A 14,014-nucleotide genomic window follows, 5' to 3' on the forward strand; every position below is an offset into this window, starting at 1 on the left:
ACGTATCGGACCCGCTTGATGTCCCTGAGCACTCCAGGAACCCGCAGAATGCCTGCTGGCGAGCTTCTGCGGAAGCTCAGTGATGCCCACTCCTCGCGGTCGACAAGTGGTACGCCAGCGATGACCGAAACGGCCTCCACAGAGTCCAATAGCAGGCCAGCAAGAGCAGAGTTCGATAGCGCATCTGTACCGATGCCTCTCCTCAAATCAACGTAGGGGACTACTTGGGTTGCTTCGGTTGCCACCGAACTAAGACACGATCGTGAAGAGCGTTACGGTCCTCTCGGCCAGCTACCCTTACGTGAGAGTCACGGTGAGCTTGCGCCAGGCGGCGGGCCGGTAGTGCGCGAAACCACACCGGCACGTCGAGGAGTAGGTGAGCCGGCCGCGGATCATCTGGTCGTTGATCATGCCGATCTCCGTCTCCATCGCTCGCCGCGTGACGAAGCCGAGCTCCATCGTGTCGCCAACGTATCCGATGTTGTACTTGCCGGCCGCAGCAGCGCGGAGCGGGCTGAGGTGCGTCGACAACGTGATCCCCATGCCGTAGGCCGCAAACGCCGGAAGCTGGAGGCCACGGACCGTCGGGATGATCGGCCCATACTGTGTCGTCGATGCCCGGAAGAGGTCCCGCACCAAGTCCGGGTGCGCCCAGAGGACGTTCGGCCGGTTCTGGTTGTGGGTCGCCGTCAGGATGTCGAAGACGCTGGCCAGGACATCGCCCACAACCATGTCGCTGTCGATCACCGCTGACGCGAAGGCTGACGTCGAAAGTTGGATCGGCGACTCGCCGGTGACTGCGCTGCTGAGCCCGCGGAGCGTGGTGCCGGTCCCGTCACCAGCCCCAAAGAGTGCAACCTCGACCGCGTACTGAACCGACTGCGGCATCCTGATGTCCAGGAGCCTGCGGATCTGCGACACGTCCTCGAGCGCGATCTTCGAGACGACCGCGTAGGCGCCCAGCTCGCGCATGCCAACCGTCTGCTCAGTGAGCTGGAAGGCAACCTGGGCGGAAGTGGCACCCTCAGCTTTCGACGCGGCGTCACCCTTATTCGTCGGCTTGCCAGACGCCACGCTCTCCTCCATGTAGACGAGCGACGCCTGGTCGGTCGTCTCCATCATGAGCTGTTCATAAATCGTCGGCATCTGCCATGCGGCCCGCTGGAACCAGTCCGGGCGGCGGATCGACTGCGAGGTGGTCAGCACCTGCGTACCGCCACCGCCAGAGGTCGTCTGGATCTCGTCCGCGGCAGTCAGAATCCGCTGCTGATGGTTCCAGGCGTCGTCGGCCGACTTCAGCGCGATCTTCCCGTTCGTCCCGGCCTCCTTGAAGACCGCGACGAGTTCGGCGTCGCCACCGAGGCTTATGGCCGCCACTTCCGTCGGCGTCTGGCCTGGAGCACTGAAGGGCTCCATCGGCGGACCGTCCGAGCGCGGCCTGCCGGCCGTCGCCGCGTCCAGGTCGATCACACCGTCTAGCGACTCCTTGTTCTGGGCGATGATGATGAGCGTCGCGATCTCGCCGCCGAGACGGTAGAACGCAGCCTCCTTCTCCTTCGCCGTCCCCTTGAGTACCTTGACCTCCTTCCGCTTCCAGTCGAGCGCACTGCCGCCCTCGACGGTGGCCTGGCCGTGCGCCTCCTTCGCGGTGAGGATCCGCTCGGTCGCCTGCTTACGCGCCTCCTGCGCGCTCAGGTGGCCGTGGTCCTTGAAGAACTTTTCGGCCGCGTCGGCGTGCAGCGTCCGGTAAGTCTGTTGGGCGAGTTGCAGGTCCATCAGTTGGCCTCCATGTCAAGGTTTGAAATCATGTGTTCGACGTTCGCCATCAGGGCGTCGTCGATTCCTTCCAGGGCATCCAGTTCCGGCTTCTGGCCGTCCGGGTTGTACTCGGTGGCCAGGCCCTCATCAGCCATCTCTTTGCCACTGAACCACTTCTCGGCCTTCATGTAGTCGTTGGTCTTCTTCGCATCCCATCCGGTGCGCGCCACGATCACCTCGCCAATCTGCTTGGTGCCGGCCACGACCATCTCCTTCTCCTTCGCCGCCTCGGCGTCGAAGGTGTCCTCGGTGACGTTCACTAACATCGCCGTGAGGCGCGGCTTGTGGATCATGGCCATTGTAGCCTCGTTGCTCTCCCGCACCTTTCCAGCCAGGAACAACGTCACGGCCGCTGACGCCACCACGCCGCCCGACATGGTGACAACCTCGACCCCGACCTTCGCGCGGCTGCGAAGCAGGTTGTACAGGGTATTGGCCATGAGCACGTTGCCGCCAGGCGAGTCGATCGTCATCTCGATCTTCTTCGCGTCCTCGTTGTCCTTGATCGCCGACACGATCGCGGTCGTGTCGGCGAACATCGGACCGATCGGGCCAACGACAGAAGCCTTGAGGGTGTCGCCATCGAGTTTGGCCTCAGCCTTCCATGATTCGATCCATCGCTGGGCGGACGGCGGCTCTGCACTCAGGCGCTTCGCGGCATCGCAGACGATGCGGTACATAGGGGCGAGTTCTGCCTTCAGGGAGTCGTACATGTCGCCGAGAACCATAGCAAACTGAAAATCACCGCGGCGCCGCCCGCCGATTCGGGTCCTGCGGCCTACCCTTGACTGGGTCGTTCTCGTTGCCCTCGCCCTCCCGCATCGTGACCTTCGCGCCGCCTACCGGGAACAGAAGGTCGTCGCCGCCAGGCTTCGCCCTGAAGCCATCATCGGCACGTAGCTCGTTCGGTGTGCGCAACGCGCCCTGCACCTGTAATCCGGCAATCTCCACGCGGCTGCGCAACGTACCGAGCGAGATCCTGCTCGTGTCCAGGATGATGCGCCGGTCCATGCCGTTGCCGATCAGCTTGAACGTCAGCTCCGAACCCACACGCCGCGCCCAGGGCCGCACCGCAATCCGCTCGAACATCTCGAAGTGGTCGTTCACGTCCAGGCCCTCGGAGTCGCCGCCCACCATGAACGGATGGATCTTGAGCGTCCGGATCACATCGCGCACGACCCAGTCCAGGATCTGGTCCAGTTGCAGGTCCAGCTCCGAGATCTGCACCGCATCCCAGTCCTCGAGCGCCAGCGGCCCATCGCCCTCCTCGTCCGATAGCGCCAGCGCCAGCTCCTCGCGCGCCTTCTGATTGCCGCCACGGCCCGACTGGCCAGTCATGAGCCGGTCCGCCAGCTTGAAGAACAGGTTGGCCAGCGGCCCGCGGCGAAAGTGCTTGATCTGGAGGTTCTCTGCCGATTCCAGCATCTTGATCACGCGCTTGGCCACGTCCTTGAACGGAGACGGCGATGACATGACGTTCGGGTTGAAGCCGGGACCGTTGAACACCAGCATGTCCGCAGCGTTGTAACCCTCAGCCGCGCGGCTGTTCACTGTGTACTTCACATCCTGGAACATGCCGTAGCGCGCACCTGAGCCCAGCAGCAGCGGCGTGGCCTCAACCCGTTGCAGGCCATCGAAGTCGCCGTTGTTGCGGCCGATGGTGCAGTACGAGTTGCCGTTCTCGATCAGCGTCCGCATCACCACCGTCCAGAACAGGTCGGCGTTCACGATGTCGGACGGCTTGTTCAGCATCGGCACAATCTGGCTGTCCGGTACGTCGACCCACTTCTCGATGTCGTCCATGCGATCCCGGCGCTGCTCGCGGAACATGCCCTCTAACAGGCTGTCCACGATGAGGCTGGTGATCTGGAACACCACCGGCACCCGCGTAAGCGCCATCGCCATCGAAGTGCCGTACACATAGTCAGCCACCTTCTCCAGCGAGTAGAACTGGTCGTCGGCAGTGCCAGTGTCGGTTTCAGTGCCAACACTGCCGCCTCCTTCCACGCCCAGCGTTGGCATCGCCGACTCACCGGCGACAGCCACCAGGCGCCAGCCGGCACGCGCTCCGCGCAGCTTGCCAATCATGCTCATGGGCGCCTGTACCTAACACCCACATCAAGCAGCCAGACCGGCGTGTACCGCTCACGCACATCGTCTGAGTTCTGGCGAATCGGTCCGTCGCCCTGAGCTACATTCACAGCCGGTATCCTAACCGCATGACGGCCTTCACCGTTCAGGTCCGTGTCGGCCGGCGCCGCATCTGGGGAGTGGTCGATGCCGGCTGGCAGCGAACGCTGCGCGTCAGAACGCGCCAGCTACAGCTCCAGGTACTGGCCCGCTCCGTGGCACTCCTCATGCGGACACTGCCCAAGATCACCGGCAGGCTGCGACGGTCAACCAGGATGAGCGTCGAGAGCGGCGGCCGGCGCTACCGCATCTGGTCCTTCGCGCCGTACAGCCGCTGGGTGCGCACCTCCATCCGCGTGTGGATCCGCGTCGGCAGGTGGACCAGGATCCAGCTCGCAGCCGCGAAGGGCAGAGCCTACATCCGCGTCCGCGTCTACAGCACGGAGCCGCTGATACCGCCCACCAGGTATGAGGCTCGAGTGCCGTACACGCTGCGGCTTCGGAAACTGCGCCCCACTGGCCGGCGCGTCCGCGGCAATGAGATCGTCGGCAACATGAGGTCGCTGTCCACACTGAAGGCCGACGTCGGCCGCACCGTAGCCGCCTGGTTGCGGCGCCGGGGCTGACGCGGCCATACTCGGCGGCCGTCCAGGCCGGCAGGCGAGCACGGCGCGTTTCCCGAGGTGTCGATCCCCGTGGGGGGCCTAGCGCCGCTTCTTCATCGGCCGGCGCTTGCCCATCTTCTTGCGCTTGCCCATCCGCGACGTCATCCGCTTCTTTCCACGCTTCTTCATCGGCATTCGATTCTCCTCCGTTCGGCCAGGATCTTTGCGATGTTGGCCCTGCTCATGACCGTAACACGCGGCTCTGTGTAGCGGTACGAGTACAGCAGGTAGCGCGCGGCATCAACCGAATGGTCGTGGCTCTTTACCGGCTTGTCCTGACCTCGCTCGGTGGCCTTCTGATCCCAGATGTAGCCCTCTAGCTCCTCAATGAACTTTGCGTTTTCCGCGTTGTCGGCGATGCTTACTTCGCCGCAATCGAACATGTCCTGCATGTTGATGATACCGTCCTCAACAGCGTTGTTTCCTGCCTCGCAACGGAACGGCGCGTCGCCGAAGCCAGCCGCGAAAGCGATCGCGTTCGGGTCCAGGAACATGACCGAAGGGTCCGGGCCGGCCCATTGGATGATGCGGGCCGCCTGCACGTTGGGCGGCACTACCGCACCGTCCGTGGGCGTGATGTACTTGCTGGTCGGGAAGTGGAAGTGCAGGCCACCGTCAGGCATCTCGTACACGTCAGCACGTACCGCGGCCGAGGCACTGGTGCTGCCGTAATCGCAACCCAGGACCACATCTATGAGCTGGCCGCCTACAGGTGGACCACCCAGCGGGATCTCCGGGAAAACGGCACCCTCGTTGCCAACCCACTGGCCCAGGATGTAGCGCTTGAAACGCGGTGAACCCTCGATGTAGCTGCTGGCAACCGCCGCGCGATCCTCAGCGTTGAGCCGCGGGTTGTCAGTCATCAGGAACTTTCGGTCGAACCCGAACAGGCCACCATCGATACGGCGCTTAACCCAATGCCGCGGCGCCGCCGTGTTCGTGGTTGCGATCAGCTTCGAGCCCGCGAACGTGAGCCGCGACAGCACGTACTCGTAGTACTCCTCCGGCTGCAACGTCAGCTCGTCCACGAATGCGTTGTAGGCCGTGAGCCCACGGATCCTGGCCTCCGACAGCAGGTTCTCGAATGCCGTGAACCGGAAGCGATGGCTGGCTGCCGCCGTCAACGTCCTGGTGGCGCCATTCCAGGATGGCACCGCCGATGGCAACAGGCCGCGAATGAGCCGCTCCATCGGCTCGCGGTGCTCCTGCTCCGCCGTGGTCGCATTACGGCCGATGACCAGGTTCGTGGGAATCGAACCCTCGTCGTCCCGACTGGTGTCCCGTAGCAGCGAGTGGGTTACGAAACCGACCCTGGCGGCGTGGCTTTTCCCGAACGGACGCTTCCCCAGGCCACCAGGGTCCGCTCACTGCCAGTAGCGCACTGGCGCCAGAATTCATGCTGCCGCGGCGAGAGCACTACCGGCTCCGGCCAAGCATCGATCCGAGGTAGACCGCGAACCCGAACAGACCGATGGCGGCGCCCAGGGCCAGCAGTCCGATGACGGCAACCACCCAGCCCATCAGTTAGCGGCCTCCATGTCGTCCGGGTCGTTGACCACCGCGCCAGTGATCGCCATGACCTCCTCGCGCAGGGACCGAACATCCGACGACACATCGACCGTCGCCGCCACCTGCTGCACCGGCTTCCCGTAGCCGTAGGCCAGCAACAGCTCGATGGCGCGCACCTGGCCAACACAGCCGTGATCCTGCGCGATCCGCATGAGCAGCTTGACCAGCTTCTTCCCCTTGCCCTGGCAAGCCTCGCGGATCTCTACGGTCGACTTGTTCTTGGAACCAACCGGCCGGCCGCCTGATCCCTTCACAAACTGCCCCTTCGCGTTGCGCTTGAGCGGAACACCGCTCGCATCACGCTTGGACTCGTCGATCGTGATCTCGTCGTTGCTCTTGAGCTTGTCGGTCATGGCCCGCAGTCTACACGGCAGATAGAAGACCACCTAGAACAGCGAACCCTGAGCTGCCGCAGCTCTGATCAACGATACCGCGACGTTGAAGTAGCTCCGCTTCAACTCGCCGCCCACGAACCGCCGCCCGAGCGAAATCGCCACGACCCCCTCGCTGCCGATGCCGGCGAACGGCGAGTACACGAGATCACCGCGATTGCTCCAAAGCCGGACGATGCGCCTGATCAGGCCGAGCTGGAGCGGGCAGATGTGCCGTTCGTCCTCCGGCAGTCTGCCGAACGCCGCGTTCAGGGTGTCGGTTTCCAAGATGCCGTCGTCGTCGGTGTCGGCTCCGGCCCACACGGGGCGCGCCCAGCGAATCCACTCCTCGCGGGTGCACTCAGGCGCGACCGGCTCCGTGTTGTCGCCGGGCGCGCGGAAGTGCAGAACAATGTCCGCGAGCGCCATGTGCATCAGCGCCGAGTCTTTCTCGAGCTGGACGAACAGTAGGCCACGGTCCTTCGTCCTGGCCGCCTTCGCCTGCGGGTTCTTGTCGACGGTGATCTCGCCGTAGTGCGTGTAGCCGGCCGAAACCATCTCGGCGATCATCGCACCGCGGAAGTCCCGGAGGCCGATGAAGCCGTCGCGGACCTTCTGCGCGACGCCCTGAGTGAGGTGGATCAGCACCGACCGGCCCGGCATGATCTTCGGGCGCATCGCGCGCGCCAGATACCCGAACCCCTCAACCATCTCCTCGATCTTGTGTGAGTTCCCCATGTCGCGGGGGTCGTCGGTGTAGACGTACATACCGGGGAACGGCGGCGAGAAGACGGACAGGCCGACCGACTCATCGTCGAGAATGCGTACGGTGTCGACCGAGTCGCCGAGCATCAACTTCCATTTCTCGCCGCTTTCCGTGTGGGCTGCTGGAGGTCCGCCATCCGGCATCATCTCCACCTTCGGGGTCGGCCGGATGTCTCCTGCCGGCGCGTTGTAGATCATCATCGCTTCGTCCTCCTTCCTGCGGAGGACGGCCAGCGCGTGGCGCGACGCCTCACCCCCGGTCACCAGCACTCGGACTTCCCGGCGCTGTCCCTGTCTCCAGCATCGGCGGATCGCCTGATACCACTGTTCGTAGCTGTAGCCGGCACTGATCCACGCCATCCGCGCGCAGTGCTGCCAGTTGAGGCCGTGGCCGGTCATCGACGGCTTGCTGACCAGAACCCGATGTTCTCCGGCCGCGAAGCCGTTCAGCACGGCCTCCTTCGTCTCGATCGGGTCGCCGCCTCGAATTTCGACCGCACCGGGGATCGCTTTCGCGACGGCCTCGGATTCAGCGTTCAACTCGCACCAGATCACCCAGGACTCATCCGGTTCGGCGGCAACGGCGCCGGCGATCACCTGGACCGCTTCCGCGAGGCCGTCTCGCCGCGACTGCCGCAGTGCCGAGATGCCTGACGTGTCCGCGAACAGCCGTCCGGATGGGGCATCCGCCTCCTTCGTGTGGAACGCCTCGACGATCCGGTACGGCGGCGGCTGCACGAACGAGGCCGGCACCCCACATCCCATGTCGGCCGGCGTTCGGCAGGTCGCCGCCCACGATCGCACCCACCGCCAGAAGTCGGCGGCCGCGTGGCCCTTGAGTCGCCATTTCGAGGTGTGATCGCCGTCGTTCACCATCCAGAGAGCGCGGGCCTGATCGGCGGACATGATGCCGAGCCAGTCGGCGTGATTCAGGAGCTCCATGACGTCGTTCGGCGCTGGAGTCGCTGTCGCGGCCAGCCGCAGGTCTATGTCTCCCTCCGCGACGAACGCCGTAAGCGCCCGGCGCGTCACGCCGTCCAAAGCCTTGAGGATGCTGGACTCGTCCAGCACGATCGCCCCGAAGTCGGCAGGGTCGTAGCGGTGCAGCCGTTGGTAGTTCGCCACCTCGATCGAGTCGAGGAAGATTGCCATCTCCGCAGCTTCCGCGACGATCTGCGGAGCGACCGCGAGCGGCGTCAGGTACAGGACGCGGTGACCGGCCTCAACACAGTGCCGCGCCCATTCGAGCTCGATCCTGGTCTTGCCAAGTCCGCAGTCGGCGAACACGGCTCCCCGGCCTTGCTCCACCATGCGTTGCGTGATTGCGGCCTGGAAGTCCCACAGACCGGACGCAAGACACGGCGACCAGTCCAAGCCGGTGCCGGTGTACCGGATCTCCTTCGCAGCCAGGTAGTCGCGGTAGCTAGTATGATTCATGCAGCCATGACCCTCCTTCACAGGGTTCGAGGTTAGCTCCGGGGGCCGTCGTGTAGCGGCCCCCGTTGAGCGCTTTCACTCTACAACATCCACGATGCGGCTCGTGCGGCTCGTCTGCGGCTCGATTTTTCCGCGAACGCGTACACCTCAAACACCTGCAAATACAGGCATTTACGCAGATGCGGCTCGTGCGGCTCGTCTTCCTGACAACCTCGCGCATGCGCGCAACGGCAGTGACACTGTCAGCGTCGCCTGTCCCGTGGCCAAAGCCGACAGCCGAACATAGGGCAAACGAGCCGCACGAGCCGCACATGCCGCAACAGGCACCGACGACGACGACGTCTGCCAGCGACGGCGGCTACAGCAGGTGACGACGACACCCACCAACGGCGTATAGAGGTTAGTACAACTACCACGAGGGAGATATTCCATGTGGGGAGGGTCGGCGGCGGCAACGCCGCCGCAGCCGCGGCTCCTACCCCCCTCTGCCCCCGCAGCTTTTTCGCAGGTTTTCCGCAGGCTGCGGAGGTTGGTGGTCGGTGGCGCTGGGCTGGTGGTCCAGCCACGGGCAGCCGGCGCAGCAGCAGGGGGCACGAGGCAGCAGGGCAGCCTGTAGGCCGCTCAGGACGGGGCACGAGGCAGCAGGGCAGCCTGTAGGCCGCTCAGGACGGGGCAGAGACGGGCAGGACGGGGCAGAGACGCTCAGGACGGGGCAGAGACGCTCAGGGCAGCCTGTAGGCCGCTCAGGACGGGGCAGAGACGCTCAGGACGGGGCAGAGACGCTCAGGGCAGCCTGTAGGCCGCTCAGGACGGGGCAGAGACGGGCAGGACGGGGCAGAGACGCTCAGGGCAGCCTGTAAGCCGCTCAGGACGGGGCAGAGACGGGCAGGACGGGGCAGAGACGCTCAGGACGGGGCAGAGACGCTCAGGGCAGCCTGTAGGCCGCTCAGGACGGGGCAGAGACGCTCAGGACGGGGCAGAGACGCTCAGGGCAGCCTGTAAGCCGCTCAGGACGGGGCAGAGACGGGCAGGACGGGGCAGAGACGCTCAGGACGGGGCAGAGACGCTCAGGGCAGCCTGTAGGCCGCTCAGGACGGGGCAGAGACGGGCAGGACGGGGCACGAGGCAGCAGGGCAGCCTGTAAGCCGCTCAGGACGGGGCAGAGACGGGCAGGGCAGCCTGTAGGCCGGGCAGGACGGGGCCTGAAAGGAAAGCGGCCTGCCGTACAGAGACGGCAGGCCGCAGGACGAGAGTGCAGCGTCAGGCCGGTGTCACGACAGGAGGAGCCACCCGCCGTCCGCCGGGCTGTACACCAGGCCAGGCCCGTCCGCCTCCTCCGCCGTCAGATCACGTTCCGCGCCCTCGCCAGCGAGACTCGGGACCGCCGAACAAAGCTCCGTGTAGGCATCCGTCTCCGCCGCCGGCTCGCGCCAGAGGTTGCCGACTCGCTCCCAGCCCTGATCGTCGAGCTCCCGTAGCAGTGTGTCCCGGTCCGCCAGCCAGCAGTAAGAGCCGTCATCTACCGCGACGTACCGCGACGTCGTTGCCATCTCAGTGTGGGTGGTGTTGGTCATGGTTGGGGGTTTCCTTTCCGTTTGTTGTGCGGTGGCGTTGGGCTGTGTTGCCCTGCGTCGGGGTTGTCGGGGTGGCGGGCCATCAGCTCTGGTAGGCGTACTGGCGGCCGTCCTCGTATCCGTGCTGGACGATCGCCTCGTAGTCGGCGCGGCAGATCTCCACGACGCGGAACCGGTCGGCGGCGTCCTCGACGTCCAGGTGCGGCACCGGCTGGCCGGCGGCGTAGCCCGCGACACGGCAGGCCGTTTCGATCGCCTCGTCGGCGCTCGGAGCGACAGCGTAGGCGACGTCATCGTCGTGGCCCAGTGCGGCGTAGTAGGTCTCGGTGGTGGTGGTCATTGTCTGTTCCTTTCCGTCGTGGCGTTGGGCTGTGTTGCCCTGCCGTTACTGTTGAGGGGACAGTACACGCTCCTGCCGCGTAATGCAAGGGGTCAGGGCAACTCTTTTTCGGCGGCCTGCGCGGCCGGTGGCCGGCGCTCGGCCGTCGCGTGGGTCAATCGGCCGTCACGCGGGTCAATCGGCCGTCACGTGGGTCACCCTACCGTGCAGCGCTGCACGGCCCGGTGCCGAGGCCTCTGACCACGCGGCACACCTGGGCGGTGGGTGGCCGGGCGCGACAGCGGCCGTCACGTGGGTCAATCGTGGGTCAATCGGCCGTCGCGTGGGTCAATCGGCCGTCGCGTGGGTCAATCGGCCGTCGCGTGGGTCAATCGGCCGTCGCGTGGGTCAATCGGCCGTCGCGTGGGTCAATCGGCCGTCGCGTGGGTCACCCTACGGCTACGCCGCGGCCTGCCAGCAGCCTGCCAGACTGGCGTGGCTGCTATGAGTCGGCTGCGGCGCGGATCGCGGCGCGGCGTGCGGGCCCGGCACGCCTCGCTGGCCCAGCGCCGCTTGCCGCCGGCCGGGATCGTGGCCCCGCAGCCGCAGGCGCACGGCCGGGCCGGCTTGCGCGTGCGCGATACGCCGTCCGGCCGGCAGGCCGTGCAGTACAGGCGCGGACGCCCCGGTCCGGTCGAGGCCGGGACCGGGGCGCCGCACGTGCACACGCGAGTCACGCCTCTAGGGCCGGACCGCTCACGGGATCGCCTCGCCGATGCCGAGGGCGAGCGCTTCGAAGCGCCCGGGCACGCTCCCAGTGGCACACACCGAGACAAAGGTGCCCGCCGAGCGTGTAGCTCGGCGGGCGGCAGCGCAGTGGGACCCGTCGTCTAAGGTCAGCGCCGATCAACGATACACAATCCGGCGCCGGGATCGCAAGGGGTGGCCGGGCGCGACAGCGGCCGTTTTCGGGGAGGCAGAGGCCGACCGCGTGGGTCACCCTACGGCGCTGCCGTAGCGCTGCGGCCTGCCAGCAGCCTGCCAGCGCTACCTGGCGTTCTGCGCCGAGGGTAGGTGGTGCGACAGCGGCCAGCAGCGGTAGGCCGGGAACGCCAGCCACGGGCAGCGACGCAGGTGGTAGCGCGCCGGCAGGTGCAGCGGCCAGGAACACCACAGCCCGCCTGGTGAGGGCGGGCTGTGGCTGGCCGTGGTGGTGCTGGTTGCCGCCGCCGCTACTTCCAGCCCTCGCCACGGATGAAGCTGGCGGCCAAGTAGCCCAGCGCCGCCTGCCGCGCCAGCACACCGCTGGCCAGGTCAAACTCCTGGGCCGGCAGCCGGTCGTACACCGGCCGCGCAACCACCTTGCGGTCGTACACATCCAGATCGCCCAGGCGCTGGCCATCCCGCTGCGGCGCCCAAACGCTGATCCGGTTGCTGCCAGAGCGCATGTGGAAGGTGTAGCAGCCGTCAAACTCGGCCTCCAGATCGCGGGCCATGTTGCCGGCCCAACTGCCGGTGCCGCTGGCGTAGCTGCTGCTGATGTAGGTCATGGTTCGTTCCTCTTGGGTTGTGGGTTGCCGCGACGTCGTTGTCATCTCAGTGGTCATCGTCATCTCCTTGGTCGACGCCTCTAGATCCAGCCCCAGAATTTCCAACTGCGATCGACGGTCACGTCGCTGGTCTTGGTGCGGAAATGGATCTCGCCGTCGCGGTGCCGGAACTCGCGGTCGGGATAGCGGTCGCGGAGAGCTCGAAGCGTGATGCGGATGCTGCGGGTGAGGGTGTGGTCGGTGCGGGGCTGGCAGCTGGTCATCGTCATCTCCTTGGTCGAGGTTGGGCTTGGGTTGTGCGGTTGCTGTGTGGTGGGTGGCGGTGAGCCGTCGCGCCGGTGGCCGGCGCTAGTTATCGGTCAGCGGCGGACAGTCCGGGCACGCGACCGTCTTCCAACCGTTGCAGCCGTCGCGCGCGTCGACGTCGATCGTGCCGGCTCCGTCGCAGGTCGTGCAAACGACCGGGACGTCGTCGCAACAGGCGTCGACGCCGACCGCGAGCTCGCCGACATAGCCGCAGGCCAAACAGAGTACCCAGCCCTCGGGCTGGTACGGCCGCGTGTCGACGTCGTCAGCGCGGCAGCACGGTTCGTCCGCCTCGAGCTCGCCGACGTAGCCGCAGCGCTCGCACTCGCGGAGCGGCGTCGCGAACAGGACGTGGTCGGGCGTTTCTTGGAGCTGCATCAGGTTCGTTCCTCTTGGGTTGTGCGGTTGGTGTTTGGGTGGCGCTAGTTATCGGTCAGCGTCTAGTTATCGGTCGTGGCCGTATCCGTACTGGACGGCCGCCTCGTAGTCGGCGCGGCAGATCTCCACGGCGCGGAAAAGGGTGGCGGCGTCCTCGACGTCCAGGTGCGGCCAGCGCCGCAGCGTGGATGTGGGGCTGTACACCGGCTGGCCGGCGGTGTAGCCCTGCCAGCGGCAGGCCGTTTCGATCGCCTCGTCGGCGCTCGGAGCGACAGCGTAGGCGACGTCATCGTCGTGGCCCAGTGCGGCGTAGTAGGTCTCGGTGGTGGTGGTCATTGTCTGTTCCTTTCCGTCGTGGCGTTGGGCTGTGTTGCCCTGCCGTTACTGTTGAGGGGACAGTACACGCTCCTGCCGCGTAATGCAAGGGGTCAGGGCAACTCTTTTTCGGCGGCCTGCGCGCTGGCTTTTCACCCGGGAGCGCGGCGCAGAGGCAGGGCCGTAGCAGGCGCAGGTGGTGTAGGTAGCAGTTGCGGTGCATGCGGCTCGTGCGGCTCGTGCGGCTCGTTTTCCCTATGTTCGGCGCACATTCGCACCTGCTACCTGCCAGTGCCACTGCCTGTGCCTGTGCCTGTGCCTGTCCCCCCGCGCGCATGCGCGAGGTTGTAAGGAAAACGAGCCGCACGAGCCGCATCTGCGTAAATGCCTGTATTTGCAGGTGTTTGAGGTGTACGCGTTCGCGTAAAGAACGCGCCGCAGACGAGCCGCACGAGCCGCATCGCCAACAGTGTTGGTGTTTCGTGGTTGGCCGGATGCGGCGCGTTTGGTGCTGGCCGCGGCGCGTTCCAGGTAACACGCTGGGGTACACGCTGGGGTAGTGGCCCAGGCCGGAGCGGCGTTTCTCGGCGTGCAGGATCGTTCCGCGTGGGTCAGCCTACGGTGGTCTGATGCTGGCTCTGCTGGTGTACAGCTACGCGAACGGCATCTTCGGTTCTCGTCGGATCGAGCGGGCGACGTACCGGGACCTCGGTGTGCGCTACGTGGCCGCGAATCTGCACCCGGACCACGACACGATCTGCTCTTTTCGTCGCAACAACCTGGTAGCGATCGGCTCGGCCTTCGAGGAGGTGCTGTT

The 14,014-nt window shown here is 66.0% G+C and carries 14 protein-coding genes and 1 pseudogene; 2 read left to right on the forward strand and 13 right to left on the reverse strand.

Annotation, left to right across the window (positions count from 1 at the left end):
• From ACOGXE_RS00005 to ACOGXE_RS00020, 4 genes are all read right to left on the reverse strand, one after another.
• Window positions 1-245 (reverse strand): hypothetical protein (locus ACOGXE_RS00005; protein ID WP_419930407.1); only part of this gene is annotated, 245 nt, incomplete at its 3' end.
• A gap of 52 nt (window positions 246-297) precedes the next feature.
• Window positions 298-1,776: a hypothetical protein gene (locus ACOGXE_RS00010; RefSeq protein ID WP_419930408.1), complete on the reverse strand. Its 1,479-nt coding sequence runs from the start codon at window positions 1,774-1,776 to the stop codon at window positions 298-300.
• Window positions 1,776-2,531 carry an ATP-dependent Clp protease proteolytic subunit gene (locus ACOGXE_RS00015; RefSeq protein ID WP_419930409.1) on the reverse strand — a complete coding sequence of 252 codons (756 nt, stop codon included), beginning with the start codon at window positions 2,529-2,531 and terminating at the stop codon, window positions 1,776-1,778. Before ACOGXE_RS00015 ends, ACOGXE_RS00010 begins: the two co-directional genes overlap by 1 nt.
• 28 nt (window positions 2,532-2,559) lie before the next feature.
• On the reverse strand, window positions 2,560-3,912 hold the full coding sequence (locus ACOGXE_RS00020) for a phage portal protein (RefSeq protein ID WP_419930410.1): 1,353 nt from the start codon (window positions 3,910-3,912) through the stop codon (window positions 2,560-2,562).
• A gap of 125 nt (window positions 3,913-4,037) precedes the next feature.
• Here ACOGXE_RS00020 and ACOGXE_RS00025 point away from each other — a divergent pair, with 125 nt between their 5' ends.
• Window positions 4,038-4,574, forward strand: a complete 537-nt coding sequence (locus ACOGXE_RS00025; protein WP_419930411.1) for a hypothetical protein — start codon at window positions 4,038-4,040, stop codon at window positions 4,572-4,574.
• A gap of 164 nt (window positions 4,575-4,738) precedes the next feature.
• Here the strand turns inward: ACOGXE_RS00025 and ACOGXE_RS00030 are convergent, their stop codons facing one another.
• The 9 genes from ACOGXE_RS00030 to ACOGXE_RS00070 all read right to left on the reverse strand — a co-directional run bounded on the left by ACOGXE_RS00030 (window position 4,739) and on the right by ACOGXE_RS00070 (window position 13,218).
• Complete coding sequence (locus ACOGXE_RS00030) at window positions 4,739-5,962, reverse strand: terminase large subunit domain-containing protein (protein WP_419930462.1); 1,224 nt, start codon at window positions 5,960-5,962, stop codon at window positions 4,739-4,741.
• Window positions 5,963-6,133: 171 nt separating this feature from the next.
• Window positions 6,134-6,535: a hypothetical protein gene (locus ACOGXE_RS00035; RefSeq protein WP_419930412.1), complete on the reverse strand. Its 402-nt coding sequence runs from the start codon at window positions 6,533-6,535 to the stop codon at window positions 6,134-6,136.
• Window positions 6,536-6,568: 33 nt separating this feature from the next.
• The gene (locus ACOGXE_RS00040; RefSeq protein ID WP_419930413.1) at window positions 6,569-8,776 is read right to left on the reverse strand and encodes a DNA methyltransferase; all 2,208 of its coding nucleotides are present in this window, start codon (window positions 8,774-8,776) and stop codon (window positions 6,569-6,571) included.
• Between the two features lie 1,250 nt (window positions 8,777-10,026).
• Window positions 10,027-10,329, reverse strand: a complete 303-nt coding sequence (locus ACOGXE_RS00045; protein ID WP_419930414.1) for a hypothetical protein — start codon at window positions 10,327-10,329, stop codon at window positions 10,027-10,029.
• A gap of 82 nt (window positions 10,330-10,411) precedes the next feature.
• Window positions 10,412-10,669 carry a hypothetical protein gene (locus ACOGXE_RS00050; RefSeq protein WP_419930415.1) on the reverse strand — a complete coding sequence of 86 codons (258 nt, stop codon included), beginning with the start codon at window positions 10,667-10,669 and terminating at the stop codon, window positions 10,412-10,414.
• Window positions 10,670-11,880: 1,211 nt separating this feature from the next.
• Window positions 11,881-12,198 carry a hypothetical protein gene (locus ACOGXE_RS00055; protein ID WP_419930416.1) on the reverse strand — a complete coding sequence of 106 codons (318 nt, stop codon included), beginning with the start codon at window positions 12,196-12,198 and terminating at the stop codon, window positions 11,881-11,883.
• A gap of 80 nt (window positions 12,199-12,278) precedes the next feature.
• Window positions 12,279-12,461 carry a hypothetical protein gene (locus ACOGXE_RS00060; RefSeq protein WP_419930417.1) on the reverse strand — a complete coding sequence of 61 codons (183 nt, stop codon included), beginning with the start codon at window positions 12,459-12,461 and terminating at the stop codon, window positions 12,279-12,281.
• Window positions 12,462-12,546: 85 nt separating this feature from the next.
• Entirely contained in the window at window positions 12,547-12,882 is a 336-nt protein-coding gene (locus ACOGXE_RS00065; protein ID WP_419930418.1) for a hypothetical protein, read from the reverse strand.
• Between the two features lie 66 nt (window positions 12,883-12,948).
• Window positions 12,949-13,218 carry a hypothetical protein gene (locus ACOGXE_RS00070; RefSeq protein ID WP_419930419.1) on the reverse strand — a complete coding sequence of 90 codons (270 nt, stop codon included), beginning with the start codon at window positions 13,216-13,218 and terminating at the stop codon, window positions 12,949-12,951.
• 608 nt (window positions 13,219-13,826) lie between these two features.
• Here ACOGXE_RS00070 and ACOGXE_RS00075 point away from each other — a divergent pair.
• Window positions 13,827-13,988 (forward strand): annotated as a pseudogene (locus tag ACOGXE_RS00075) (transposase); the annotation flags it as partial.
• Window positions 13,989-14,014 lie beyond the last annotated feature (26 nt).

The sequence above is a fragment of the Candidatus Poriferisodalis sp. genome, assembly GCF_965208555.1.
GTDB lineage: Bacteria > Actinomycetota > Acidimicrobiia > Acidimicrobiales > Poriferisodalaceae > Poriferisodalis.